This is a genomic window from Methylocystis sp. sgz306128 (assembly GCF_056032725.1).
The window spans coordinates 1-26,706 of sequence record NZ_JBVYWO010000019.1 but is presented as its reverse complement, the minus strand read 5'-3'; the positions used below and the strand labels follow the sequence as shown (position 1 = coordinate 26,706).

At 58.7% G+C, this 26,706-nt stretch carries 27 protein-coding genes and 1 pseudogene; 23 read left to right on the top strand and 5 right to left on the bottom strand.

Features of this window, described 5'->3' with window-relative positions:
* Positions 1-355 precede the first annotated feature (355 nt).
* The 11 genes and pseudogenes from AC0N03_RS16450 to AC0N03_RS16400 all read left to right on the top strand — a co-directional run bounded on the left by AC0N03_RS16450 (position 356) and on the right by AC0N03_RS16400 (position 9,280).
* Entirely contained in the window at positions 356-1,429 is a 1,074-nt protein-coding gene (locus tag AC0N03_RS16450; protein WP_474289995.1) for a response regulator, read from the top strand.
* 68 nt (positions 1,430-1,497) lie between these two features.
* Positions 1,498-1,683, top strand: a pseudogene (locus AC0N03_RS16445) (ACT domain-containing protein); the annotation flags it as partial.
* Complete coding sequence (locus AC0N03_RS16440; protein WP_474289998.1) at positions 1,660-1,887, top strand: ACT domain-containing protein; 228 nt, start codon at positions 1,660-1,662, stop codon at positions 1,885-1,887. The pseudogene AC0N03_RS16445 and the gene AC0N03_RS16440, both read left to right, overlap by 24 nt.
* A gap of 97 nt (positions 1,888-1,984) precedes the next feature.
* A complete protein-coding gene (gene rocF, locus AC0N03_RS16435; RefSeq protein WP_474289994.1) occupies positions 1,985-2,935 on the top strand; it encodes an arginase in 951 nt (316 codons plus the stop codon).
* A gap of 238 nt (positions 2,936-3,173) precedes the next feature.
* Positions 3,174-4,025 carry a lysine/arginine/ornithine ABC transporter substrate-binding protein gene (locus AC0N03_RS16430; protein ID WP_474289993.1) on the top strand — a complete coding sequence of 284 codons (852 nt, stop codon included), beginning with the start codon at positions 3,174-3,176 and terminating at the stop codon, positions 4,023-4,025.
* Positions 4,026-4,083: 58 nt separating this feature from the next.
* Positions 4,084-4,794: an ABC transporter permease gene (locus tag AC0N03_RS16425; protein WP_474289992.1), complete on the top strand. Its 711-nt coding sequence runs from the start codon at positions 4,084-4,086 to the stop codon at positions 4,792-4,794.
* Between the two features lie 8 nt (positions 4,795-4,802).
* Complete coding sequence (locus AC0N03_RS16420; protein WP_474289991.1) at positions 4,803-5,528, top strand: ABC transporter permease; 726 nt, start codon at positions 4,803-4,805, stop codon at positions 5,526-5,528.
* A 10-nt stretch (positions 5,529-5,538) separates the two neighbouring features.
* Positions 5,539-6,306: an ABC transporter ATP-binding protein gene (locus AC0N03_RS16415; RefSeq protein WP_474289990.1), complete on the top strand. Its 768-nt coding sequence runs from the start codon at positions 5,539-5,541 to the stop codon at positions 6,304-6,306.
* A 144-nt stretch (positions 6,307-6,450) separates the two neighbouring features.
* Complete coding sequence (locus AC0N03_RS16410; protein WP_474289989.1) at positions 6,451-7,212, top strand: sulfite exporter TauE/SafE family protein; 762 nt, start codon at positions 6,451-6,453, stop codon at positions 7,210-7,212.
* Between the two features lie 112 nt (positions 7,213-7,324).
* Positions 7,325-8,503: an NAD(P)/FAD-dependent oxidoreductase gene (locus tag AC0N03_RS16405; protein WP_474289988.1), complete on the top strand. Its 1,179-nt coding sequence runs from the start codon at positions 7,325-7,327 to the stop codon at positions 8,501-8,503.
* Positions 8,504-8,515: 12 nt separating this feature from the next.
* Positions 8,516-9,280, top strand: a complete 765-nt coding sequence (locus AC0N03_RS16400) for an SDR family NAD(P)-dependent oxidoreductase (protein WP_474289987.1) — start codon at positions 8,516-8,518, stop codon at positions 9,278-9,280.
* Here the strand turns inward: AC0N03_RS16400 and AC0N03_RS16395 are convergent.
* Positions 9,261-10,157: a GntR family transcriptional regulator gene (locus AC0N03_RS16395; RefSeq protein WP_474289986.1), complete on the bottom strand. Its 897-nt coding sequence runs from the start codon at positions 10,155-10,157 to the stop codon at positions 9,261-9,263. The two genes, AC0N03_RS16400 and AC0N03_RS16395, sit on opposite strands and share 20 nt — an antisense overlap.
* 266 nt (positions 10,158-10,423) lie before the next feature.
* Here AC0N03_RS16395 and AC0N03_RS16390 point away from each other — a divergent pair, with 266 nt between their 5' ends.
* The 10 genes from AC0N03_RS16390 to AC0N03_RS16345 all read left to right on the top strand — a co-directional run bounded on the left by AC0N03_RS16390 (position 10,424) and on the right by AC0N03_RS16345 (position 21,121).
* Entirely contained in the window at positions 10,424-11,389 is a 966-nt protein-coding gene (locus tag AC0N03_RS16390; RefSeq protein ID WP_474289985.1) for a substrate-binding domain-containing protein, read from the top strand.
* A gap of 158 nt (positions 11,390-11,547) precedes the next feature.
* A complete protein-coding gene (locus AC0N03_RS16385; RefSeq protein WP_474289997.1) occupies positions 11,548-13,047 on the top strand; it encodes a sugar ABC transporter ATP-binding protein in 1,500 nt (499 codons plus the stop codon).
* A gap of 12 nt (positions 13,048-13,059) precedes the next feature.
* On the top strand, positions 13,060-14,031 hold the full coding sequence (locus AC0N03_RS16380; RefSeq protein ID WP_474289984.1) for an ABC transporter permease: 972 nt from the start codon (positions 13,060-13,062) through the stop codon (positions 14,029-14,031).
* Between the two features lie 12 nt (positions 14,032-14,043).
* Positions 14,044-15,066: a zinc-binding alcohol dehydrogenase family protein gene (locus AC0N03_RS16375; protein ID WP_474289983.1), complete on the top strand. Its 1,023-nt coding sequence runs from the start codon at positions 14,044-14,046 to the stop codon at positions 15,064-15,066.
* Between the two features lie 43 nt (positions 15,067-15,109).
* Positions 15,110-16,339 carry an AGE family epimerase/isomerase gene (locus AC0N03_RS16370; protein WP_474289982.1) on the top strand — a complete coding sequence of 410 codons (1,230 nt, stop codon included), beginning with the start codon at positions 15,110-15,112 and terminating at the stop codon, positions 16,337-16,339.
* A gap of 129 nt (positions 16,340-16,468) precedes the next feature.
* Positions 16,469-17,224: an ABC transporter ATP-binding protein gene (locus AC0N03_RS16365; protein ID WP_474289981.1), complete on the top strand. Its 756-nt coding sequence runs from the start codon at positions 16,469-16,471 to the stop codon at positions 17,222-17,224.
* Entirely contained in the window at positions 17,217-17,933 is a 717-nt protein-coding gene (locus AC0N03_RS16360) for an ABC transporter ATP-binding protein (RefSeq protein ID WP_474289980.1), read from the top strand. Before AC0N03_RS16365 ends, AC0N03_RS16360 begins: the two co-directional genes overlap by 8 nt.
* Before the next feature lie 13 nt (positions 17,934-17,946).
* Entirely contained in the window at positions 17,947-19,164 is a 1,218-nt protein-coding gene (locus AC0N03_RS16355; RefSeq protein WP_474289979.1) for an ABC transporter substrate-binding protein, read from the top strand.
* Positions 19,165-19,281: 117 nt separating this feature from the next.
* Positions 19,282-20,169 carry a branched-chain amino acid ABC transporter permease gene (locus AC0N03_RS16350; RefSeq protein WP_474289978.1) on the top strand — a complete coding sequence of 296 codons (888 nt, stop codon included), beginning with the start codon at positions 19,282-19,284 and terminating at the stop codon, positions 20,167-20,169.
* A 1-nt stretch (position 20,170) separates the two neighbouring features.
* Complete coding sequence (locus AC0N03_RS16345; RefSeq protein ID WP_474289977.1) at positions 20,171-21,121, top strand: branched-chain amino acid ABC transporter permease; 951 nt, start codon at positions 20,171-20,173, stop codon at positions 21,119-21,121.
* Positions 21,122-21,240: 119 nt separating this feature from the next.
* Here AC0N03_RS16345 and AC0N03_RS16340 read toward each other — a convergent pair whose 3' ends face one another.
* The 4 genes from AC0N03_RS16340 to AC0N03_RS16325 form a co-directional block, all read right to left on the bottom strand.
* Positions 21,241-22,068, bottom strand: a complete 828-nt coding sequence (locus AC0N03_RS16340; RefSeq protein WP_474289976.1) for a ferredoxin--NADP reductase — start codon at positions 22,066-22,068, stop codon at positions 21,241-21,243.
* 130 nt (positions 22,069-22,198) lie between these two features.
* Positions 22,199-23,419 (bottom strand): NAD(P)/FAD-dependent oxidoreductase, encoded by a 1,221-nt coding sequence (locus AC0N03_RS16335; protein ID WP_474289996.1) that lies wholly within the window; start codon positions 23,417-23,419, stop codon positions 22,199-22,201.
* 6 nt (positions 23,420-23,425) lie between these two features.
* Positions 23,426-23,743: a MocE family 2Fe-2S type ferredoxin gene (locus AC0N03_RS16330; protein ID WP_474289975.1), complete on the bottom strand. Its 318-nt coding sequence runs from the start codon at positions 23,741-23,743 to the stop codon at positions 23,426-23,428.
* Between the two features lie 120 nt (positions 23,744-23,863).
* Positions 23,864-24,979, bottom strand: coding sequence for a fatty acid desaturase family protein (locus AC0N03_RS16325; protein ID WP_474289974.1), 1,116 nt, complete (start codon positions 24,977-24,979; stop codon positions 23,864-23,866).
* Between the two features lie 169 nt (positions 24,980-25,148).
* Here AC0N03_RS16325 and AC0N03_RS16320 point away from each other — a divergent pair, with 169 nt between their 5' ends.
* Together AC0N03_RS16320 and AC0N03_RS16315 are read left to right on the top strand one after the other, a co-directional pair.
* Entirely contained in the window at positions 25,149-26,174 is a 1,026-nt protein-coding gene (locus AC0N03_RS16320; RefSeq protein ID WP_474289973.1) for a LacI family DNA-binding transcriptional regulator, read from the top strand.
* 196 nt (positions 26,175-26,370) lie between these two features.
* Positions 26,371-26,706, top strand: a 336-nt coding sequence (locus AC0N03_RS16315; RefSeq protein WP_474289972.1) for a hypothetical protein, incomplete at its 3' end; no start/stop codon positions are given.

The following is a 26,706-nucleotide window of genomic DNA, read 5'->3' as shown; positions in this document are numbered from 1 at the left end:
AGCAGAAAGTCAATCCAATAGGAACAAAACTACACCCTCCGCTGCTCTGCACAGCGGTGCGCCGTTCGTGAAAACACTCCTACAAAACACACAACTCTTTGTCAATCGGTCAGGGAGAAGAATTCCGTAAAGCCCGATCTTTTTTTCAGCGTCAGGCATATGTCAATTCGCACTCTACATTTTTTAAATATAGCTTAAAATATTATCGTTCAGCTTCGTGTAATATTCATGAGTATAAAAATACAATTGACAAATTCAAGACATAGGTTCAAATCTTTTAATTGATCTTATTATATAAATTTGAACAGTTTAGAGAGAAAGAACGAAAAAGGCCTTTAGAATAAAGAGATATGCCATGCGATACGAACATAAGATTGAAATATTTTCAAATCTGCGCAAACTTAATGATGTCGTTCGGATTTTGCATATCGAATCTGACGATATCGATGCGAATAAATTGGTTTATTTCGCCAACGCGATACCGGATATTGACATTTTTATTCATAGGGTGCGCTCGATTGCAGAGGCAAGGCAAACTCTTAATCACGAGACATTCGATCTTTGTATCTCGGACATATGGCTCCGGACACAATTGAGTCTGCCGCTGCTGCAAGAATTATCATGCGCATGCAACGAGCTGCCTGTGATCATTCTGACAAACATCACAAACAGCCTCATGATTGATGAAGGCATAAGTCAGGGAGCGCAATATTTCCTCGGTAAGGAGGAATTATGTGTCGCCTCCCTTGCTCATGCGCTGGAACAGGCCATCGGTGGGCAGGGCCTTTTCCGCGTACGCCGTCCGGCGAGCGATCTGGTTCAGTCAAGTCCATCCAAAACCCCGGAAAACGCAGGGGAAAGCCCCTGCAGGACACCGGGCCTCATCGCGCCGCAATCTGATTATGGCCGGGAAGCAGGACGATGCGAGACCCCGAGTCTCGATGAACTGCGCGCTGAAGTGACAGCGCTACACTACGAACTTGACCCGATCGTACATCTGTCGCGGCGGTCTTGCCAATCCGGCTGCCAGGATATCGTCCATGTCTGCGATGTTGTCGACGACGCGATCAAAGCCATGACGCCTATTCTTAACCGTAAGCAGCAAACGGCCTCGTTCACGTTCAGCAATTTTTATCCCATCACCACGCCCGATCCCATCAATACGATGATCATCCTGATCGAATTGCTGCATCTTGTCAGCCAGGAGACGATCAGGGACAACGAGATTACGATTGAGCTCTCGACGCATACCGGCCGCACGCAGGTGCGGATTTCCGGCAAGGCGCGACCCGGGACCTCGACCGATAAAATTACCCTGCCCGGCTTTTTCGAACCATTTTTCGGGCGTGGCAAGTTCAGTCAGACAACGGCATTGCGTGAGAATGGCATCCTCGAATTGACTCTGGCCTTTCCGATGCGGTTCAATTGAGCATGAGCCTCAAGCCGACATCCGCATCCGATCCGTAAGACGGTCCATACAGACCGCCGGGACTTTCCGACCTCGACCAGTTGATTGCCGGAATGAAGCCGAGACTTTCGTCCGACATTTACGTGTTCATCGGCCTTGCCGACGCACAGCACCTGCCAGAGGAAATCAGACCGCTTCTGACCTTCACCGAAGCGGAAGGCACAACCTGCATAATAACACGCGAGGCCGCACTGGAACACGATCTGGCCTTCACCTACCCCTGCAGGCACATCAGTCTGCAGGTAAGTTCGTCGCTGGAGGCTGTGGGATTCATAGCGCGCATCGCGACGCATCTGGCGGCGCAGGACATCAGCGTCAACGTGGTTTCAGCGCTGCATCACGACCATCTTTTCGTGCCGGCCTCCCGGAGCCAGGACGCCATGGAGGCGCTCCGAACTCTGGCGGAAAGGTTCCGCTGAAACAAAATTCGCGCCGGCGCAGTTTCAGCGACGCTTTACAATGCCGCACGCGGCACGCCATGCTGCAAAGCCATCACCCGTTTTTCAGGATTTATCCATGGGCAATAAGGCTAGAACCATAGCGCTTATCGGCGCGCCGATCGGAGCCGGAGCCGGCATAGGTGGATGTGCGATGGGCCCGGCTGCCCTGCGCACGCTCGGCATTGACCAGACACTGCGCCATCTCGGCCACGCCGTTGAGGATATGGGTGACATTAAGCCAGAATCGCCCGGCGACCCCGCCTTGCTGAAAGTAGCAAACCAAAACAATGCGCCGGAAGTTGCGGCAGCGGCGCGCGCCCTCGATAACGCGGTGTTCAACGCGCTGCAAAGCGGCAGGCTTCCTCTGATCATCGGCGGCGATCACAGCCTTTCGATGGGGTCGGTGCATGGTGTCGCCCGCCATTGCGCCGCGCAGCACAGGCCGCTTTTCGTACTGTGGCTTGACGCGCACGCCGATTTCAATACGCCGCTGACCTCGCCTTCCGGCAACATGCACGGCATGTCCGTTGCGTTGTTATGCGGCGAGCCGGGCCTCGACCATATATTGCCCGCCGACTCGCGCGTCATCGTGCCGCCGGAACGGGTGTTCCTGTTCGGACTGCGCTCCGTGGATACGGAGGAGCGGCAATTGCTGCAGGCGCGCGGCATTCAGATCATCGACATGCGCCGCATCGACGAATTCGGCGTCGCGGTCGAACTTGAGCGGATACTGGCTCAGGTGGCCGAAGCCGGGGCGCATCTGCATGTAAGTTTCGACATCGACTTTCTCGATCCTGCCATCGCCTGCGCCGTGGGCACCACCGTCCCCGGCGGCGCCACTTACCGCGAAGCCCACCTTATCATGGAAATGCTGCACGATTCCGGCCTTGTCGGCTCGGTGGACATGGTCGAGCTCAATCCCATTCTGGACGAACGCGGAAAAAGCGCCGCATTGTTCATCGACCTGATCGGCAGCCTGTTCGGCCGGAGCGTTGTCGCCCGCCCCTCAGCCCCTATTCAACCTTAGAATAAGCCTGATTGCGCCCTTGGAATTCCGGATGAAATTTTCGCTGCATAAACATGACGTTAGAGCGCTCAACCGGCCAATCAACCGGCAAAACTCCACCTGATTATTATTCACCATCAGCTGAGAAACGCTCTTTTCCTCACGCTGATTTTATCCCAGTGTAGCGGCAGCCTGCTGTACGCGGCCGCAGGACAGGCGCGCCTATACGGCATTTTACTTTGAAGTGGGGAGAACTTGAATGTTGAACATTAAAAAGATCGGCCTCGGACTGGCAAGCGCCCTGCTTGTCCTTCACATGGGCGCCGCGACAGCCAAGGAATACAAGACAATCACCTTCGCGATGGAGGGCGCTTACGAGCCATGGAACCTGACCGATCCGAACGGCAAGATCGTCGGTTTCGAGGTGGATGTGGCCAACGACCTGTGCAAGCGCATGAACGCTGAATGCAAGATTATCCCGCAGGATTGGGACGGCATGATTCCCGGCCTGCTGGCCGGCAAATTCGATGTCATCATGGATGGCATGTCGATCACGGAAGAGCGCCTGAAAACAATCGATTTCACCAAGCCATATGCCACGACGCCGGCAACGCTCATGGTCAGCAAGAGCGGCCCGCTGGCCAAGCTGGAAGGCACCGGCACCACCATCAATCTGACCAAAAATGCCGCAGAAGGCGATGCAGCAATCCAGAAGCTGCGCGCCGCGCTGAAAGGCAAGACGATCGGCGTGCAGGTGTCCACAACCCATTCGGCCTTTGCCGACAAATATTTCAAGGACATAGCGACCGTTCGCGAATACAAGACCACCGACGAACATGACAGCGACCTGATGGCCGGGCGTCTCGATGCGGTGCTGGGCGATTCCACCGCCCTGATCTCGACGCTCAATAAGCCGGAGGGCAAGGACCTCATGTTTGCAGGCACCCAGTTCACCGGCGGTCCGATCTTTGGCTCCGGCGTCGGCATGGGCATCCGCAAGACCGACCCGGACCTCACAAAGCAGCTGAATGCGGCGCTTGATGCGGCTTTCGCCGACGGCTCGATCAAGAAATATTCCATGCAATGGTTCAAGATGGACACAGCGCCGTAATTGACCTGAACCCGCCGGAGCCATAACGTTCCGGCGGGCTTATTTTGCGGACAGCAGGATGACATTGATCGAACTCCTCGGATTTGGACAGAAAGGGTGGGGCCTTACCCTTCTGATCGGGGCTTTCGTCACGCTGCTCGTATCCATTGTCGCTCTGATCATCGGTTCGGCCTTTGGTTCTGCCGTGGCCGCCGCCAAACTGGGCCGCAGCGTTCCCGGCCATATTCTTGGCGATGCCTACACGACAATTTTTCGCGGCGTTCCGGAACTGCTGGTCATCTACCTGTTCTATTTCGGCGGATCATCCATCCTGACCGCCTTTGGCCATGCGATCGGCATGCAGGGGTTCATTGGCATTCCGCCCTTTCTGGCCGGGGCTCTGGCCGTGGGCATGATCTCCGGCTCCTATCAGGCGGAAGTCTACCGCGGCGCCTATCTGGCCATTGCAAAGGGCGAGATCGAAGCCGCGCGCGCCGTTGGCATGAGCCGCAGCCTGATGTTCCGCCGCATTCTCGTGCCGCAGGTGATGCGTTACGCGCTGCCCGGTCTGGGCAATGTCTGGCAACTGACCCTCAAGGATTCGGCGCTGGTTTCCGTCACTGGCATCGCCGATCTCATGCGCCAGAGCAGTGTTGCCGCAGGCTCCACCCGCGAACATCTCGTGTTTTACATGGCGGCGGGGGCGCTCTATTTGCTTCTGACCACATTTTCCGGCCTGTTCTTCGCATCAGCAGAAGCGCGCGCAACGCGCGGCCTGCGGCGCAGTTAGGAGACCGGATGGATTTCGCCTTCCTCTCGGCCACAATGCTGCGTCTGCTGGGCGCGCTGCCGCTGACATTGGAGCTCTGGTCGCTGTCGATATCATTCGGCGCGATTCTCGCACTCGGTCTGGCCTATCTGCGCAGCCGGAAAAACAAGATCGCCTATGGGCTTTCCACCGGCTATGTTTTTGTTTTTCGCGGAACGCCGCTGCTTGTGCAGCTGTACGTAATCTATTACGGGCTCGGCCAGATTTACTGGATAAGGCACAGCTTCCTCTGGGATTTCCTGCGCGAGCCGTTTTTCTGCGCCGTTCTGGCCATGGCGATGAATACCGCCGCCTATGCCAGCGAAATTTTCCGCGGCGCTCTGGCGGCGGTGCCGTTCGGCCAGATCGAAGCGGGAATTGCCTGCGGCATGTCGCGCTGGACCCTGTTCCGCCGCATCATCTTCCCCGTGGCGCTGCGCAACGCCCTGCCCGCCTACTCGACCGAGATCATCCTGATGACAAAGGCCACCGCCCTTGGCTCGCTGGTGACATTGATGGAGGTCACCGGCCTTGCCCAGAAAATCAAGAACGATACCTATCGCGCCCTTGAAGCCTATCTGTGTGCGGGCCTCATCTATCTCGTGCTGAATTTTCTTATCGCCCGCGCCATTGCCGCGATTGAATATTATCTTTCGCCGCATCTGCGGTCAGTGCCGTCCTCGCAGCGGGTGAACGAACCCGGCAATGTTCTCTAGCGGAGCCAAGATGAACCCGACAATCGCTCTTGAAACCCGCGACATCCGCAAGACATTCGGCACGCTCGAAGTGCTCAAAGGCATCTCGCTCACCGCGCATGAAGGTGACGTCATTTCCATTCTGGGCGCTTCCGGCTCGGGAAAAAGCACGTTTTTGCGCTGCATCAACCTGCTGGAGACGCCGGATTCAGGCGATGTGATCGTCGCAGGCGAAAAAATCGAGATGCGCCGCAACCGAAAGGGCGTGGCCGAGCCGGTCAGCATGAGCCAGGTGGAGCGAATCCGCTCAGAGCTCGGGATGGTGTTCCAGAATTTCAATCTCTGGTCGCATATGACAATCCTCGAAAACCTCATCGAAGCGCCGGTTCACGTGCAGAAGCGGCCGAAATCGGAAGTTATTCCCGAGGCCGAAGCCCTGCTCGAAAAGGTGGGCATAGCCGATAAGCGCAATTTCTACCCTTCGCATCTTTCCGGCGGCCAGCAACAGCGCGCCGCCATCGCCCGCGCGCTGTGCATGAAGCCCAAAGTCATGCTTTTCGATGAGCCGACATCCGCGCTGGACCCCGAACTGGTGGGCGAGGTGCTGCGCGTGATGCGCGCTCTGGCCGAGGAAGGCCGGACCATGCTCGTCGTCACCCATGAAATGGCCTTTGCCCGCGATGTCTCGTCCCGGGTGATGTTTCTGCACAAGGGCGTTGTCGAGGCGGAAGGTCCGCCCGCAGAACTTTTCGGCGGCGGCGCGTCAGAACGCTTCCGGCAGTTCATTTCCGGGCGCTAGTGCCCTCCTGTCCGGCCGATGCGCTGCGGATGGGTATTTTTGGCGCGCAAAAAGCCCGCGTAAACCAGCCATAATCGGCCATCCGGCGCTTGCACGGCGGCGCGAAGGCGTCCATTCTGCCCGCGCTTGCACCGGAATTGATTCATGCTTCCCTTTTCATTGATTTTTCTCGCCGCAGCCATACCGGCCGCCATGCTTGTCGGATTGTCGAAAGGTGGCCTGCCGGTTGTCGGCATGCTGGCCGTCCCGTTGCTTGCGCTGGTGATTTCGCCAGTGGAGGCGGCCGCTCTGCTGCTGCCCATCTATGTCGTGACGGACTGGTTCGGCTTTTATGCCTACCGGCGCCATTTTGATCTCAAGAACCTGATGATTCTGGTGCCGTCCGGCATTGCCGGCGTCGCCATCGGCTGGGCGACATCTTCGCTGGTGCCGGAGGATGCGGTGACGCTGCTTGTCGGCATCATCGGCGTGGCCTTCTGCCTGAACAATTATTTCCGTCGGCACCATGCCTTCGCGCCCAAAAAGGCGCATATCGGCCCCGGCCTCTTCTGGGGCATGATCAGCGGTTTCACCAGTTTTGTCTCACATTCAGGGGCGCCGCCCTTCCAGGTTTATGTTTTGCCGCAACGGCTCGAAAAAATGGTCTATAACGGCACGACCACAATCATGTTCACCGTTATCAATGCCGTGAAGCTCGTGCCATACTGGGCGCTGGGTACGCTCAATCTGGGCAATCTGAAAACGGCGGCCTGGCTCGTTCCGGTCGGAATTATCTCCACGCTCGTCGGCGTGAGGGCGGTCAGGATCATCCCCGAACGCCCGTTCTTCATTCTGGTGCAGATTGCATTGTTCCTTGTTTCGCTCAAGCTGATATGGGATGGCGGCAGAGGCCTGCTTCTGGCGTAGCGATATGCAAATTTTGCAGACCTATGCGGACAGGGCTCCGGCAGCGACACTTCCCCTCGGGCGGGCGGCCCGATAAGCTGACCATCCGATCAACAATGACCCCGAGTCGTGCATGAGCCAAACTGTCGTGATTGTAGGAGGCGGCGCCATCGGCTCCGCCATAGCCTATTTCCTGACCCGTGATCCGGCGTTTACAGGAAAGGTCGTCGTCATCGAGCGCGACCCAAGCTACAGCCGCGCCTCTTCGGCTCTTTCGGCAAGTTCGATACGCCAGCAATTTTCCACGCCGCTCAATATCGCGCTCTCACGCTTTGGTTTCGATTTCATCCGCAATGCGGCCGATCACCTTGGCATTGACGGCGACAGGCCGTCGCTCAGCCTGCATGAGGGCGGCTATCTGGTGCTGGCCAGCCCTGCCGGTTATGATTCGCTGCGGGCTGTTCATGCCATTCAGGCGGCGGAAGATGCACCGATCGCGTTTCTTGAGCCGGATGAACTCAAAAGCCGCTTCGGCTGGCTCAACACGGAGAATATCGCGGCAGGAACCTACGGCCTTGCGCGGGAAGGCTGGTTCGACGGCTATGGCCTTTTGCAGGGCTTCCGCAGAAAGGCGCGGGCACAGGGCGCCGTGTACGTGCAGGATGAAGCCGTGGGCTTCGTGACCAAAAAAGACAAAATCACGGCCGTGAAAACGGCCTCAGGCGCTACAATATCCTGTGATTGTCTTGTCAATGCCAGCGGGCCCTGGTCGGGCAGGACGGGGGCCTTGCTCGGCGTCAATGTGCCTGTCCGGGCGCGCAGGCGCAACATCTTCGTCTTTTCCTGCAAAACGCCCCTTGCCAATTTTCCGCTGCTCTGCGAACCGGGCGGCGTCTGGGTGCGACCCGAAGGCGCGTTGCAATATATCACCGGCACCTCGCCGAAAGAGGGCGAGGACGATCCCGACGATCTGCCGCTCGACGTCGATCACAGCCTCTTCGAAGACATCATCTGGCCGGCGCTGGCCGAGCGCGTGCCCGCTTTCGAAAACATCCGCCAGACCAATGCCTGGGCCGGTTATTATGAAGTCAATCCGGTTGATCACAACGGCCTTGTCGGTCCGCATCCGGGCTTCAGCAATCTTTATCTGGCCTGCGGATTTTCGGGGCACGGCATGCAGCATTCGCCGGGCGTCGGACGCGGCATGGCCGAATTGCTCATTCACGGCGGGTACAGGACGCTCGACCTTTCGCCATTGTCCTACAGCCGTATCATCGAAAACCGCCCTTTGCGCGAAATCAACGTCATCTGAGGAGAAAAGTCCATGAAACTCAAGGATAAGGTCACCATCATCACGGGTGCGGCGCAGGGAATCGGCCTTGCCTGTGCCGAGCGCTTCCATGCGGAGGGCGCAAAGCTCATGCTCTCCGATATCAATGAGGAGGCCCTGAAGGCGACTGCCGCACCATTGGGCGCTGCCTATGAAGTCGCCGATGCCGGACTGAAAGCCGATGCCGACCGGCTGATCGCCCGGACAGTCGAGAAATTCGGCCGTGTGGATGTGCTGATCGCCAATGCCGGCATCATCATCCCGTCCGATTTTCTTGACGTGCGCGAAGAGGATTTCGACAAAGTGCTCCGCGTCAATCTCAAATCGCAATTTCTCTGCGGGCAGGCCGCCGCGCGCGCCATGGTCAGCCAAGGCATCAAGGGCGTCATTCTCAACATGTCTTCGGTGAATGCGATTCTCGCCATTCCCAACCAGACGCCCTATGTCGTCTCCAAGGGCGGCTCGAACCAACTGACCAAGGTCATGGCCATGTCGCTCGCCCCGCATGGCATCCGCGTTTGCGGCATCGGCCCCGGCACCATTCTCACGGAACTGGCCAAGGGCGCCGTGATGGGCAACGAAGAGGCGCGCCGCAAGATCCTGTCGCGCACGCCGCTGGGGCGCTGCGGCGAACCCTCCGAAGTGGCCTCGCTCGCAGCATTTCTGGCCAGCGACGATGCATCCTACATGACCGGCACCACCATCTATCCCGACGGCGGGCGTCTGGCGCTCAATTATACTATGCCGGTGCAGGACTGAACTGTCCGAACGGCAGGGCCGATTCCAGCAATGTGCGGACGGAGGTTGCCAGATGCGCCTCCATCGCCTTTTGAGCGCGGGCAAAATCTCGCTGCTGCAAGGCGTCGATGATGCGGCGATGTTCGGACAGGGCAAGCAGATTGCGGGCGATCTGATCGTCCCGCCGCCATTGATAATGATAATGAAAGACAAAAGAGACCACATCGAACAGATCCTCAATGAATCGGTTCTTCAGTTGGCCGGTGAGCAGGCGATGAAACTCACGATCAAGATTTGAAAACTGCCGCACCGCTTCGTCGCCGCCCGCCGCCATGGCCTCATGGCGCTGGCGCAGCCTTTCCAGTTCGAGCCAGAATGCGTCGCTCTGGGGCAGGTGCGCACAGGCATTGAGTGCCGCAAACTCGAACATCTGCCGCACTTCTGCCAGTTCCAGCGCGAAAGCGGCGTCAAAGGCGCAAAACCGCCAGCTGCCGCCCGCGGTCTTTTCCACAAGCCCATAACGCGAATAATCAATGAGAAATTCCCGCACGCTCACCGTGCTGGCGCCAAAATTGCGCGCCACCTCGGCCTCGCTGAACAATTGCCCCGGCAGGAGACGCCCGCTCAGGGTCAGTTCCAGAAATCTCCGCTGCACCAGTTCCTTGCGGCTTTCGGTCTTGGGCAGGTCATAATAATCGCCGGTAACCGGCCTGCGCTGCAAAACCCTCGCCCGCCCGTCGCGCTTCACAACGCCGACATTTTCAAGATAGGCCAGAACGGCGCGCATGGCCGAGCGCCCCACCGAAAACCGGTCGGCAAGGCTCTGCTCCGGGTCGAGCTGCATTCCGGGCCGGCCGGTCGCCGCCAGATCATCAAGAAGCTGGTTTGTCGCCTTCATGGACTTATTCGGCAAGCGCGGCATCATGAAACCTTGGCTGCGCGGCGCCACGAAAGCGCCATGCACGGTCAGAGAGCGGAAATTGCGGCTTTTTGGCTCTTGTCGAGGCGAAAATCCTCTGTTATCGTTTGATAATAAATTAAAAACAATTCAGTCACAAGCTTATTTTCTTAATTAAAATCAAGAATTTAAGCTCGACATGGATCAGATGCGGACGGATGCTCCAATCTGTATTTGGGCCTTGAGCCCGTCAACGGGAGAGAACTATGAAGAAAACAATTATTGCTGCTGTGCTTGCCTCCTTTGCCACCATGGGCGCACCCGGCGTCTATGCTGCGGACAAGCCCACCATTCCGATCATCGTCAAGGACACGACCTCGTTCTACTGGCAGATCGTGCTCGCAGGCGCCCGTCAGGCCGGCAAGGATCTCGGCGTCAACGTGCCGGAACTCGGCGCCCAGTCAGAATCGGACATCAACGGCCAGATTTCAATCCTTGAGAATGCCGTTGCCGAAAAGCCGGCAGCTGTCGTGATTTCGCCCACCCAGTTCGCCGCGCTCGGCAAGCCGATCGATGAAGCCGCCAAGAAGGTGAAGATCATCGGCATTGACTCGGCTGCCGACTCCAAGGCCTTCACTTCGTTCCTCACCACCGACAACGTACAGGGCGGCCGTGTGGCAGCCGATGGTCTGGCTGAAGCCATCAAGGCCAAATACGGCAAGGCCGAGGGCGAAGTGGCCCTGATCACCTCGATTCCGGGCGTGGGTTCGCTCGATCAGCGCGCCAAGGGCTTCAAGGAAGAGCTGGCCGCCAAATATCCGGGCCTGAAACTCGTCGCCGACAAGGTTGCCGACGGTCAGGCCACCACCGGCCTCAATATCATGACCGACCTGCTGACTGCGAATCCGAAGCTGGTCGGCGTGTTCGCCTCCAACCTGATCATGGCGCAGGGCGCCGGTCAGGCTATCGCCGAGAACAAGGCTGCTGACAAGGTGAAGCTCATCGGCTTCGACTCCGATCCGAAGCTGGTTTCGTTCCTTGAGGACGGCACGATCGCCGCACTCGTGGTTCAGGACCCCTATCGCATGGGCTATGACGGCATCAAGACCGCCCTCGCCGCCTCGAAGGGTGAGAAGGTTCAGGCCTTCGTCGATACCGGCGCAAACCTGATCACCAAGGCCAACATGAACAGCAAGCGTTCGCAGGAACTGCTGAACCCGAAGGTCAAGTAATTCCGGCTGACCTTCAAGGCAAACAATCCCTTTCGCGCCTCAGGGCGCGAAAGGACGCCGGCATCCATTCAGATTTCGATACGCGTCGCCCACGGGCCGGTATATTATAGCCATTACGCGCCGGTTTCAGCGCGTCCGTGAACAGACCCTCAACCGGAATGTCGTCCATGACGCAAAATATTGCCCCAATTCTGGTTCTCAAACAGCTCGACAAAAGATTTGGCGCCACGCATGCCCTCAAACATGTTGATCTCGCGTTCATGCCGGGCGAGACCCACGCCATCGTCGGCGAGAACGGCGCCGGCAAATCCACGCTGATCAAACTGCTGACGGGCGTTCATCCGCGCACAAGCGGCGAGATCATCTGGCAGGGCAAGCCTGTTGCCCTCGCAACCCCGCATGAGGCCATCGATCTGGGCATCAACGCAGTGCATCAGGAAGTCGTGCTCTGCCCGCATCTGACGGTGGCGGCCAATCTCTTCCTCGGCGATGAAAATACCAAATTCGGCCTGCTGCAAAGCGGCGCAATGGTCAGGGCCGCGCAAAAAATCCTTGACGATATCGGCTTCGCCCTGCCTGCCAATGCCGTGCTTTCGGACCTGACGATCGGCCAGCAGCAATTGGTTGCCACGGCACGCGCCGCCAACCGCGGCACCAAATTTCTCATTTTCGACGAGCCGACGGCCTATCTCACCCGGCAGGAAACGGCGCAGCTTTTCGCGCTCATCCGACGCCTGAAGGCGCAGGGCGTCACCATCGTCTATATTTCCCATCGCCTCGAAGAGGTGTTCGAACTGGCCGACCGTGTCTCCATCCTGCGTGACGGCGCGCTCGTCTCAACCTCCAACGTCGCCGAGACGGATGAGGCAACGCTCATCCGGGGCATGATCAACCGTTCGATCGACCAGATTCACTACAAGGAGACGATCCCCTTCGGCGCGGAAATCCTGCGCAGCGAGAATCTCTCCGGCCCGGGATTCCGGGAAATTTCGGTCAGCGTGCGCGAGGGAGAGGTTGTCGGGCTTTACGGCCTTATTGGCGCAGGACGCAGCGAATTCGTCCAGAGTCTGTTCGGGCGCTTTCCCAAGGACTCGGGCCAGATCTACTGGAACGGCCAGCCCGTGACCATCCATCACGTCAAGGACGCCATCAGCCGGGGCATGGCGCTCGTGCCGGAAAGCCGCCGCGATCAGGGCCTTTGCCTTAATCTGGGCGTCGGACTCAACATCAACCTCCCGGTATTCGAACGCCTGACCAACGGCGTCCTGATCAATCCGGCGGCGGAACGCCAGGCTGCGGACACCCAGATCCGCGACATGCAGATCAAGACCGCCTCGCGCAACGCGCCCGCCTCCAGCCTCTCGGGCGGCAACCAGCAGAAGATCGTTGTGGGCAAGTGGCTCAACCACGGCGCCAAACTGTTCATTTTCGACGAGCCGACGGTTGGCGTCGATGTCGGCACCAAGGTGGAAATCTACAAGCTCTTCGCCAATCTGCTGAAGCAGGGCGCGGGCATCATCCTTATTTCGTCCTACCTGCCCGAGGTTTACGACCTCAGCGATACATTGCATGTTTTTCGCGGCGGGCGGCTTGTGGCCAGCCATATCGGCAACAAGGCATCACACGAAACCATTCTGACCGAAGCCATAGGCATATAAAGGGTCCCGGAAATGACTGTTACCACCTCGGACGCCACAAAAGGCAAAAACTCGACAAATATGGGCGCACTGCTCAGCCTGACGCTTCTCGGATTGCTGCTGGCGATGTGGCTGGCCCTGAGCCTGAGCACCAGCACCTTTATGACGGTCAACAACATGACCAATCTGGCGCGTCAGGGCGCTATGACCGCAATCATCGCCATGGGGCAGACATTCGTCATCATCACGGCGGGTATCGATCTTTCGGTCGGCGCGGTGGTGGGCTTTACCAGCGTGATCGTTTCCTGGCTGCTGACGCATGATTATTCGATTGCCTCCTCCGTCATCCTGACCCTGATGGTCGGCGGCGTCATCGGCATGTTTCACGGCTTCGGCATTGTCCGCCTCGGCCTGCCGCCCTTCATCATGACGCTCGCCACAATGACCGCACTGCGCGGCATCGGCCTTCTGATGACCAACGGCGCCACCATTTCCATTACCAATGATTCGTTCACAAGCGTTTCGCGCGCCAATTTTCTCGGCGTTCCGGTGCTGTTCTGGGCGGTGCTCATCGTTGCGGCACCCTCCTACATATTCCTGTCGCACACGCGCTGGGGCCGCTACCTCTATGCGATCGGCTCAAACCGCGAGGCAGCACGCCTGTCCGGTGTCAACATCAACCGGATGATCTACGTTGCCTACACGCTTTCCGCCGTGCTTGGCGCTTTCGTCGGCATTCTTCTGGCCATGCGCATCGGCATCGGCAATGCCACGCAGGGTCAGGGCTGGGAACTCGACGCAATTGCCTCCTCCGTCATCGGCGGCACCAGTCTGTTCGGCGCCATAGGGACGGTGCAGGGGCCGCTGCTGGGTTCCTTCCTGCTCACCACCATCAAGAACGGCGCCAATCTGCTCAACGTCAATCCATTCTGGCAATTGATCATCACCGGCCTGCTGATCATCGTCATTGTCTATTTTGACGGCCTGCGCCGCAAGAAAAGCTGATCGGACCCCCGCGTGCAAAAACTTGTCTGTCTCAAGCCGGGTGAACTGGTGCTGGAGCGCCAGTCTGCCCTGCCGCCGCCGCCGCCCGGCTGGGCCAATGTCTCGGTCAAGGCTGTGGGCATCTGCGGCACCGATTACCATATTTTCGAGGGCAAACACCCGTTTCTGGCCTATCCGCGCGTAATGGGGCATGAGCTATCAGGCCTCGTCAGCGCAGCGGGCGAGGGCGTCGCGCTCAGGGCGGGGACGAAGGTCATCATCAACCCCTATCTGGCCTGCGGCAAATGCCATGCCTGCATGCAGAGCAAGCCCAATTGCTGCATGGCGATCGAAGTGCTCGGCGTCCACCGCGACGGCGGCATGTGCAGCGAAATTACAGTGCCGGCACAAAATCTCTATTCCGCCGGCGACCTCTCGCTTCGCGACGCGGCCACTGTCGAATTTCTCGCCATCGGCGCCCATGCCGTGCGCCGCGCACGGCCTGCGTACGGCCAGAGGGCGCTGGTTGTCGGCGTCGGGCCTATCGGCCTCGGCGCGGCGATTTTCGCCCGCATCGCCGGGCTTGACGTGACCCTGCTCGACATGAGCCGGGAGCGTCTGGATTTCGCCCGGAACGAACTGGGCTTCGCCGCGACGATTGCCGGCTCGGACCAGACGGCGCAGCAGGTGCAGGACATGACCGGCGGCAACGGCTTTGATATCGTCTTCGACGCCACCGGCAATGCAGCATCGATTGAGGCAGGCTTTGCACATGTCGCGCATGGCGGCTCCTACGTTCTGGTGAGCGTGGTGCGCGACGTGATCCATTTCGCCGACCCCGAATTCCACAAGCGCGAAATGTCGCTGATCGGCAGCCGCAATGCCACGCGGGAGGATTTCGACCATGTGGTAAGCGCGATTTCCGGCGGGAAAGTGCCGCTCGACAAACTGATCACCCATCGCACGAGTCTGGCGCGCATGCCCGAAGACATGGCGCGCTGGGCGCATGACAAACGCGGCCTGATCAAGGCCATCATCGATATCGACGCAGCCTGACATCAATGGGCAGGACGTCCTGCCCGGCTCAAAGGACCGACACATGACCGCTTCCGTTGCAAGCCACTGGCGCCAGAGCGAATTTCACCGCCGCTGGCTGTTTGCTCAGGCCGAACATCTGTTTGATTTTTACCAGTTCGCGGCGCCCAACCCCAAGGGCGGCTTCTTCGATCTGGATGATGACGGCAAGCCCATGCCGGGCGAATGCGTGCGCCAGCTTCATGCGACGGGCCGCATGGTGCATTGCTTTGCGCTCGGGCAATTGCTCGGACGCCCCGGCGCAGCCAATCTTGTCGATCACGGCCTGAACTATATCTGGAACGGTCACCGCGACAGCCGGAACGGCGGCTATTTCTGGGGCGTGAGCGACAGCGGCACTCCGGATTCGAGCAAGCAGGCCTATGGCCACGCCTTTGTGCTGCTCGCCGGCTCAAGCGGCAAGGTTGTCGGCCATCCGCTCGCCGACAAGGTTATCGCCGATGTCAGTGACATTCTGCATAAGCGCTTCTGGGAGACGAAATACGGCCTGACCTCGGAGGAATATGCCGCCGATTGGTCGAAAATATCCGGCTATCGCGGGCAGAATTCCAACATGCACCTCACGGAGGCGCTGATGGCGGCCTTCGAGGCCACAAAGGACAACACCTATCTGCGCATGGCGGAGAGCATAGCCGAAACGCTGATCCACAAGATCACCGCCCACAATAACTGGCGCCTGCCGGAACATTTCCACGAAGACTGGACGATGTATAACGACTATCTGGGCAGCCAGATTTTCCGGCCCTCGGGCAGCACGCCGGGTCATTGGCTGGAATGGGCGCGCCTGCTACTGCAGCTCTGGCAGGCGGGCGGCAAGCAGCATGGCTGGATGGTGGAAGCGGCAAAGGCCCTGTTCCGTCAGGCCACGACCGATGGCTGGGATGCGGCCAGAGGCGGCTTTTATTACACGGTGGACTGGGACGGCAGACCGCTGATTGCCGACCGCCTGTGGTGGCCCGTCACCGAAGGTATCGGCGCAGCCGCGTTCCTCGCCAATCTCGCGCCAAACCCCGAATATGAGCTTTGGTATCAGAAGATCTGGAACTGGGCCAACACCCATCTCATTGAACAGAAACATAAAAGCTGGTATCCGCAACTGGATGCCGAACTGCGGCCCATAGAAAAATTCTTCCGCGGCAGGCCGGATATTTATCACGCGCTGCAGGCAAGCCTCATTCCGCTTTTTCCGACCACCGCCAGCCTGACCGAGGTGATTACGCACGCTCATCGCTGACGCTGGCCTCGCGTGCAGTAAAAAATTTCGCATTCAACCTTTTATTACCTTGAATACGCGCCATGCCTGTTCCAGTTTGAATGGATATTCCGCAAAAAAGAACGGAATCCGGGATCATGAGGGACGCGCGTGGACAACGAGATCATTCTCGAAACAAAGGGAATGACCATAGCTTTCGCTGGCTTCACAGCCGTGGATGGGGTCAATCTCAAAATCAGGCGGGGGTCGATTCACGCCCTGATCGGGCCGAATGGCGCGGGCAAAACCACCTGCTTCAATCTGCTGACGAAATTTCTCACCCCGACAGCCGGGCATATATTCTATAAGGGCGAGGATGTGACCGCGCTGCGGCCCGCCGACATCGCCCGGCGCGGGCTGGTGCGCTCGTTCCAGATTTCGGCGGTCTTTCCGCATCTGACCTGTATCGAGAATGTGCGCCTCGCACTGCAGCGCAAACGTGGCGATTCGTTCGATTTCTGGCGTTCCAAGACCGTCCTCGACGCGCTGAACAACGAGGCGCTGCAACTTCTGGAGGATGTCGGACTCGGCGAATTTGCCTGGATTCGCGCCGTTGAAATGCCTTACGGGCGCAAGCGCGCCCTTGAAATCGCCACTACGCTGGCGCTCGACCCGGAAATGATGCTGCTCGATGAACCGCTCGCCGGCATGGGCCATGAAGATATCGAGCGCACCGCCGCCCTGATCAGACGCGCTGGTGAAAAACGCACTATTCTGATGGTGGAGCATAATCTGAGCGTCGTCGCCGATCTTTCGGACACAATCACGGTGCTGACGCGCGGACAGGTGCTCGCCGAGGGCGATTATGCCAGCGTTTCAGCCAATCCCGCCGTCCGCGAGGCCTATATGGGAGCCGGACATGCCTGATGCGGCCCTCCCTCCTCTGCTGCAGGTGTGCAATCTCGAAGCCTGGTATGGCGAATCGCACATTCTCCATGGCGTGAACTTCGATATCCGCCCCGGCGAAGTGGTCACGCTGCTCGGACGCAACGGCGCAGGCAAGACCACAACCCTCAGATCCATCATGGGCATCGTCGGTAAACGCACCGGCGAGGTGATATTCGAGGGCCGGAACTGGATCAGCGCCCCCTCCGACAAGATTGCACGAGCGGGAATTGCTCTTTGCCCGGAGGAGCGGGCCATCTTTTCCAGCCTGTCGGTGGAGGAAAACCTGCTTTTGCCGCCTCAGGTGAAGGAAGGCGGCATGAGCCTTGCGCAAATTTTTACGCTTTTTCCCAATCTGCAGGAGCGGCTCAGAAGTCAGGGCACCAAACTGTCCGGCGGCGAGCAGCAAATGCTGGCGATAGCCCGCATTCTGCGCACAGGCGCGCGCCTGCTGCTTCTCGATGAACCGACGGAAGGGCTTGCGCCGGTCATCATCGATCAGATCGGCAAGACCATCCGCGCCCTCAAGGCGGCAGGTTTCACCATTCTGCTGGTGGAACAGAACTTCCGCTTCGCCGCGACCATCGCCGACAGATTCTATGTGATGGATCACGGCCAGATCATAGATGCATTCGCCAGTTCCGAGCTGGACGCAAACATGCATAAACTTCACGAATATCTCGGGGTATGAAAGGGAGAACGCGATGAAACTGACACATATTCTGGCAATAACCAGCGCGCTGGCGCTGATCCATGGCGCAGCGCTCGCGGCAGAGGACAAGACCGTCAAAATCGGCGTTCTTACCGATTTTTCCAGCCTTTACACCGATATCGGCGGCCCCAATGCCGTGCTGGCAGCGCAGATGGCCGTGGAGGATTCCGGCCTCAAGGACAAGGGCTGGAACATCGACATCATTTCCGCCGATCATCAGAACAAGCCGGATGTGGGCGCCACTATCGCCCGCCAGTGGTATGACGTCGACCATGTCGACATGATCGTCGATACGCCGAATTCCGGAGTCGCGCTGGCCGTGAGTCAGGTCACCAAGGAAAAGAACGGCATTTTCATTGCCTCGGGCCCCGCCACATCGGAACTCACCAACAAGCAATGCACGCCCAATACGGTGCACTGGACCTACGACACCTATGAACTGGCAACCGGAACCGGCGCGGCCATCACCAAGGCCGGCGGCAAGAACTGGTTCTTCGTCACCGCCGATTACGCTTTCGGCAAGCAGCTTGAGAGCGACACCACGGCCATGGTCACGGCCAACGGCGGCAAAGTGGTCGGCAGTGTGCGCCACCCGCTCAACAATTCTGATTTTTCATCGTTCCTGCTTCAGGCCCAGTCATCCAAGGCGCAGGTTATCGGCCTCGCCAATGCCGGCGGCGACACGATCAATTCCATCAAGCAGGCGCATGAGTTCGGCATCACCGAAGGCGGCCAGCAGCTTGCCGCGCTGCTTCTGTTCCTCACAGATGTGCACGCGCTCGGCCTCGATGTGGCGCAGGGCCTGACCTTCACCACCTCCTTTTACTGGGACATGAACGACTCAACTCGCACCTGGTCGAAGAAATATCAGGAACGCTCGAAGGGGCATGTCATGCCGGCGATGACGCAGGCCGGCGTCTATGCCGGTACGCTGCACTATCTCAAGGCGCTGGCCGCATTGGGCGCCAACCCGCATGACGGCGCCAAGGTTGTCGCCAAGATGAAGGAAATGCCGACGGACGATCCATTGTTCGGCAAGGGCAGCATCCGCATCGACGGCCGCAAAATGCATCCCGCCTATCTGATGCAGGTGAAGAAACCCTCCGAATCAAAGGGCGAATGGGATGTCTACAAACTGCTGGCAACCATTCCGGCTGAGGAAGCATTCCGTCCGCTCGACAAATCCGAATGCCCGCTGGTCAAGAAATAACAAGGCGACCTACGGCCGCCCCGCGTTCAGGCTCTCCCGCGTCCACTGGCGGGAGAGCATCTGGCCGGGCGCGGCAGGGCGCGCAATCCGCACAATGACCGAGGGGCCAGCCAAGCCATGTTTCATATATTTGGAATTTCCTCGCAGGCCCTCTTCGGGCAATTGCTGATCGGATTGATCAACGGCTCGTTTTATGCCGTGCTCAGCCTCGGGCTGGCCGTGATTTTCGGCATGCTGAACATCGTGAATTTCGCCCATGGCGCACTCTATATGATGGGCGCTTTCTGCGCCTATTTCCTGCTTCATATCGCCGGGCTGAATTATTGGTGGGCGCTTGTGCTTGCACCGCTGATTGTCGGCGCTTTCGGCATGGTGCTGCAACGGTTCATGCTGCAGCGGCTTGCCGAACTCGACAATATCTACGGGCTTTTGCTGACATTCGGCCTTGCTCAAATCATTCAGGGCATTTTCCGCCAGCAATATGGCGCATCCGGCATGCCCTATCCGATCCCTTTGCAGCTTACCGGCGCGCGCAATCTCGGCTTCATGATCCTGCCCAATTACCGCGCCTGGGTTATTGTCGTGTCGCTGGCGGTGTGTCTGGGCACCTGGTACGCGATCGAGCGCACCAGACTGGGCGCCTATCTGCGCGCAGCCACCGAAAACCCCGTCATGGTGCGCGCATTCGGCATTCACGTGCCGCGCATGATTACGCTCACTTATGGTTTCGGCGTGGCGCTGGCCGCCTTCGCCGGCGTGCTGGCCGCGCCCATTTACAATGTCAGCCCGCAGATGGGGGCCGATCTGATTATCGTGGTCTTTGCCGTTGTGGTGATCGGCGGCATGGGCTCTATCCTTGGCTCCATCATGACCGGCTTTGCGCTGGGCATCATCGAAGGCCTGACCAAGGTGTTTTATCCGGAAGCCTCCAACACGGTCGTGTTCGTGGTGATGGCCATTGTTCTTCTCATCCGCCCCGCTGGGCTTTTTGGCCGGAGCGCCTGACGTGAATTTACAGCAAAATGCCCATCAGGTTGCAGCGCGCCAGGAATGGATCGCCTTTCTCATCATGGCGGCCCTGCTCTGCATCGCGCCCTTTGTCGCCTATCCCATTTTTCTGATGAAGGCGCTGTGCTTTGCGCTGTTTGCCTGCGCCTTCAACCTGCTAGTCGGCTATGTCGGCCTGCTCTCCTTCGGACATGCGATGTTCATGGGGTCGGCGGGGTATATCTGCGCCCATGCCGCCAAGGTTTGGGGACTGTCGCCGGAACTGGCGATCCTGCTGGGCACCGCCTGTGCCGCCGTGCTGGGACTTGGTGTCGGCGCACTCGCCATTCGCCGCCAGGGTATTTATTTTGCCATGACGACACTGGCGTTTGCGCAGATGATTTATTTTCTGGCGCTGGAACTGCCCTTTACGCATGGCGAGGACGGAATTCAGGCGGTGCCGCGCGGCAGATTATTCGGCCTGCTGGAATTGTCGCAGATGCGGCTCTATTTCGTCGTGCTCGTCATCTTTCTGGCGGCGTTCCTTTTCATCCGCCGCATCATCAATTCACCGTTCGGAGAAGTGCTGAAGGCGGTGCGCGAGAATGAACGGCGCACGATTTCGCTGGGCTACAAGGTCGATCAATACAAGCTTATGGCCTTCGTTCTCTCGGCAGCCTTATCAGGGCTGGCCGGCGCCACCAAAGACATCGTCTTCCAGTTGGCCTCGCTCACCGACGTGCATTTCTCGGCTTCGGGCGAAGTGGTGCTGATGACCCTGCTGGGCGGCATGGGCACTTTGTTCGGGCCGGTCGTCGGCGCATTCATCATTGTTGCGACCGAAAATTACTTCGCCGAAATGGGAGACTGGGTCTCCATCATTCAGGGCGCAATTTTCGTGGTCTGCGTGCTGGCCTTCCGCAAGGGCGTCATCGGCATTCTGGCCGAACGGATGAAGTGGTCGCTCTAGGCGCCCCGTCCGCTTTGTCGCAGGCAGAATGAAGTGATCTTCCGCCCCTCGTCCTGAGCCTTTCGAAGGTCGCGAGGAAGAGCTTTCAGGCCACTTCGGTTCAGACCGCGGTGCGCAAGCTATTTTTCGACAAAGGCCCGCTCGATCACATAATGACCGGGCTCCGAGCTGCTGCCTTCCTTGAAGCCGCGCTTGTCAAGCAGCGGACGCATGTCGGCCAGCAGATCCGGGCTGCCGCACAGCATGATGCGGTCATCCTCGACACTGAGCGGCGGCAGGCCAAGATCGGCAAACAGCTTGCCATTCTCTATGCTGGTGGTCACGCGGCCCTGATTACGGAATGGCTCGCGCGTCACGGTTGGGTAATAGAGCAGTTGCTCGCGCGCATATTCCCCCAGGAATTCATGCGACATCATCTCTTCGACGATCTTCTGGCCGTAGCCGAGTTCATTCACCTGACGGCAGCCATGCACGAGAATGATCTTTTCGTAAAGCTCGTAGATCTCCGGATCCTTGACGATGGAGGCAAAGGGCGCAAGGCCCGTGCCCGTGGAGAGGAGATAAAGCCGCTTGCCCGGCAGAAGGTTGGGCTGAATCAGCGTTCCTGTCGGCTTGCGGCCGACAATCACAGTGTCGCCTTCCTTGATGTGCTGGAGCCGCGAAGTCAGCGGACCATCCTGCACCTTGATGCTGTAAAACTCGAGCGTCTCTTCATAATTGGCGCTGGCCATCGAATAGGCCCGCAGCAGCGGACGCCCCTCGACAATCAGGCCGATCATGGCAAACTGACCGTTGACAAAGCGGAAGGCCGGATCACGCGTGGTGCGGAAACTGAACAGACGGTCGGTCCAATGATGAACGGAAAGCACCCGCTCTTCGTTGAAGGCAGAGGATTTCTTCTCTGGCGCGGCGGTTGCAGTCATGGTGTCTAATGTTGCTTGTGTCATCGGCAAATTCAATCCGATAAATGAGTTCGACATCTATATGACTCAGTTCATGGCAGAAAGCCACCCCCTAAAGATAACAAAGTCGATTGTTTTAGTATAATTATCGCGGTCATTTTGCCGCACCGCACATTCAGGAGAGCAGGCTTTTCAACCGAACGGCAGGGTCGGCCAGAGCCGCCGGATCCGGCATGCGGCGCGCCGCAATCATCATCTCGGCAAGGCGTATGTCTTTGGCGACCTTGCTGATCGGACCAACACCCGCAGCCGAAATCAGCCGCCCGCCCCCATCCAGATGGAACATCATCCGGGCATCCTCGCCCAACGGCCGCTCTATGGCGCTGCCTGCGCCATCGGCGAGACCGGCAATCTGCAGATGCATGTCAAATTGATCTGACCAGAACCAGGGCACTGCCGCGTAAATTTCTGATCCGCCCTGCATCGAGGAAGCGACGAAGCGGCCCTGATCCTGCGCATTGCGCCAGGCTTCCAGACGGATGCGCCGCCCGTCATAGAGCGGGTGCGGAAAGGAGCAGCAATCTCCGGCAGCAAAAATGGCGGGATCCGAAGTTTGCAAGCGGCCGTCAACCGCTATGCCGTTGGCGCATTCGAGCCCCGCGGCTTCGGCCAGCCCGGTTTCAGGAACAGCGCCGATTCCCACAAGAATGACATCGGCAGCAAGGCGCGTGCCGTCCTTGAGCTTGAGCGCGAGGCCTCCGGCTTCCTTTTCCACCGCCTCAAGCCCGATGCCGATGTGAAACCGGACACCCTCAGTGCGGTGACGGGCTTCGATAAACTGCGCAAGTCTTTCGGGCACGCCGCGCATCAGAATGCGGGGCGCGGCCTCGACAATCGTCACCTCGCAGCCAAGCTTGCGGGCGCTGGCGGCGCATTCAAGCCCGATGAAGCCGCCGCCAATGACAAGCACGCGTGCACGCGGCTGGAAGCGCGCACGCAAGGCGAGCGCGTCCTCGAAACGGCGCAGGTAAAGCACATGCTCGGCGCCGGGCAGAGTCAGCCGGCGGGGTTGCGCGCCCAAAGCCAGAAGCAGCGCTTCATAGGCGGTCTGGCCATCAGAGGCTTCGACAATTCTGCGGACGCGGTCAATCGCCGTCACCTGCACGCCCGGGCGAAAATCGATGCCAAGCGCGGCAAACTGCTCGGCGGCCGCGATCATCGGGAACGGCGCATCGCCCGCTTCCACGATCACGGATTTCGACAAGGGCGGCCTCTCATAGGGCCGATGCGTCTCGGCGCCGAAAAGGACAATCTCTCCGGAATATCCGGATTGGCGCAAAGAAATGGCCGCGGCCACTCCGGCTTCGCCAGCACCGACAACGACCATTGCCATGATGAAACCTCAGATCTTGATCAGCACGCGGCCGTTTTCGACCTTGACGGGGTAGGTTTTCAGATTGACGCAAACCGGTGCACCCTTGGCTTCGCCCGTGCGCAGGTCGAACCGGCCATTATGTTTCGGACATTCGATGATATTGCCCATCACCAGCCCGTCAGCGAGATGAATCTGCTCGTGCGTGCACAGCCCGTCCGTGGCATAATATTCGTCGTCCTCGGTCCGGTAGATGGCAAATGTGGCTCCGCCATGATCGAAACGGGAGACATCCTCTTCCTCGATGTCGTTGGCGGCGCAAGCGTCCACCCATTGTCCGTCAGCCATATATGCCTCTCCCTGCATGTTTAGTCTGGATAGTGTTAGATTAATTTGATCGTCTTAAAATGAAAGCACCAATGCTGTCCGGGCAAGGGTGCTTTTTGAAGGGTTTACGTCAAATCCGGGCTACTCGGCCGGAACGATCTGTGTGCCATGGTTATAGGGCACCGATGCGGCATGCCGGGGCAACTGACGCACGACATGCCAGCGCGGGTTTTTCACCTGACGCAGAATGGCCGGAACGATCTCCCGATAGGCGGCCCAGCAACTCGTATAGGGCGGCGGACAATCGGCCTTGATCGCCTCGTGCAGCCGCGGCAAGGCATGATAGGGCACCATCGGAAACATGTGATGTTCGATATGATAATTCATGTTCCAGTACAGAAACCTGAAAATAGGGTTCATATAGACAGTGCGGCTGTTGAGGCGATGATCGAGCACGTCCTCGGCAAGGCCGGAATGTTGCGTCAGTCCGACAAAATGGCTGAACCAGGCGCCGTAGATCGTCGGCAGGCCGATCAGCATGGCCGGCAGAAGCGAGCCAAGCATCAGGCAGGCGGCAATGACCGCAGCGAATATGAGCAGGTAGACGCGCGCCACCAATGCCACTTTCCAGCGCTCCATCTGCGGAACGAAGGTTTTTTCTTCATCGGTCAACCCGCCTGCCGCATGCAGAAACAGGTGCCTGAGCGCCTTGATCGTGTTTGGAACAGCAAAAAAATTCAACAGGATAACCGGAATATCCGGCGGACGCGGCACGGCGATTTCAGGGTCGCGGCCCACAATGATCGTGTCGGTGTGATGCCGCGTGTGGCTCCAGCGCCAGATCGTCGGTTCACGCAGGATCATGAAACAGGCAATATTATAGACAAGGTCGTTCATCCAGCGCGTCTTGAAGGCCGTTCCGTGGCTGCACTCGTGCCAGCGGCTGTCCGAAGCCGAGCCGTAAAGCGTGCCATAGATGATGAAAAACGGCACTGCGGCCCATGTTCCCCAGAAATGCACGCCCAGCCAGCCGGACAAGCCAAGCGCCGCAAACCAGATCAGCGTGTCGCGGATAGCCGGGCCATCCTTGCGTTTCATCAGCTCTTTAAGCTCCTTGCGCGAGATCGGACAGGCATACCATTGCGCGGCGGCAAGGCCATTCTCTTCTGCAAGTTTGGCGTCAAGCCCCAGCAAACTGTAATCGCGCTGCAGGCGCTCGTCCGGGCGGGCATGCTCCGGCACATCAGCTTGGCTCATCATTCCCTCCACCATTGTCTGGCGGCCGCATCTTGAAACATGCGGCCTCGGCAAATAAATAGCAAAGACAGCTTGGCATCTCAATGCGGTGATGATAGAAACTACCATCTTTCATCACCATACCGCAGCATTTTTCTGATAAAAAAAATCAAAGCCCCGGGGCAATTCCATGAAACGTCCAACCCTGCATGATGTCGCGACCGCCGCCGGCGTGGGCGTTGCCACGGTCGATCGCGTGCTCAACAAGCGCGCGCCTGTCAGCCGGGATACAGCCGAACGTGTTTATGCCGCAGCAGAAAGCGTCGGCTATCATGCCGCCGCGCTCATCCGGCAGCGACTGGAAGAGACCGCCGAGCCGCGCGCGCTGGGATTTCTCATCCAGCGGCGCACAGAACATTTCTATGGCGGCCTCGGCGCGGAACTTGCCGCGGCAACCCGCGCCAGCACCTTCATTTCCGGACGCCCGATCGTCGAATATCTGGAGGATATTTCGCCTCAGGTCGTCTCCGAGCGCATGATCGCGCTCAGCCGGCGCGTCGACGCACTGGCTGTCGTTGCCGCCGACCATCCGCTGGTCTCGGAAGCGGTCGCCCAGATCACAGCCAGCGGCAAGCCGGTCATCAGCCTTCTCTCCGATATTACCGCGCCCGAGCGCGCCGGTTTTGTCGGCATCGACCATCGCAAGGCCGGGCGTACCGCTGCCTGGTGCATCTCGCGTCTGGCCCATAAGCCGGGAAAAGTCGGGATTTTCGTCGGCAGTCACCGCTATCTCGGCCATGAAACCTGTGAAATGAGTTTTCGATCCTATTTTCGCGAACTGGCGCCGCATTTCACGCTGCTGGAGCCGATCTCCACGTTCGAGCAATCGCAGTTCGCCTATGAAGGCATGAAGGAGCTCAGCAAGCGCCATCCCGATCTTGTCGGCGTCTATGTCGCGGGCGGCGGAATGGAAGGCGTGATTGAGGCGCTGCGCGAAACCGGCGAAGCGAAAAAGATCATCGCTGTCTGCAATGAGCTGATTCCGGAAACGCGGTCCGCCCTTATCGACGGCATCATCGACATGGTCATCGCGACGCCTGTTGCAAGACTGGCCGAAAAGACCGTCGAAGCCATGGTCAAGGCCATGAACAACCGCACCGACGGGCAGATTCTCTTCATACTGCCGTTCGAACTTTTCATTACCGAGAATATCTGAGCCCAGCCGCCCGGCACGGACAACCTCAATCGGGCAGGTTCTGGCCCGTCGTCAGCCTTGATGATCTGCCGCCTGCCAGCGCGGCCAGCGGGAGCGCCTGAGCACATCAAGCCTCATCCGGCGAGCCATCATGCGCAGGAAGCTGCCTTGGCCTGTTCTATCAGCATCTATCAAACCCTCGCTCACGAATGGCTGGATGAATCATTCCACAATGGAACAAAACGGCTTGACGATGATCCATAATTGGAATATTTATACCATCAATTGCGCCCATACATCATTCGTTCTATTTTTGGCGGTTGAGGACGAGTGCCGGACAGAGCCTGCAAAGCTCCGTCCGAAGCGGGCAGCCAGCACCGTCCTGCAATTCCTGCCTGCCTTCGCGGGCTGGATTCGGGGTCAGCAAGACCTCCCGGTTAAAATAAGGTGCATCCGGGCACCACAGGAGGAGACGAGGATGAAGCGACTAGTGATAGCCTTAGCGGCTGGGACGATGCTTTCGGCGCTTTCGACGGCGGCATTTGCTGAGAAG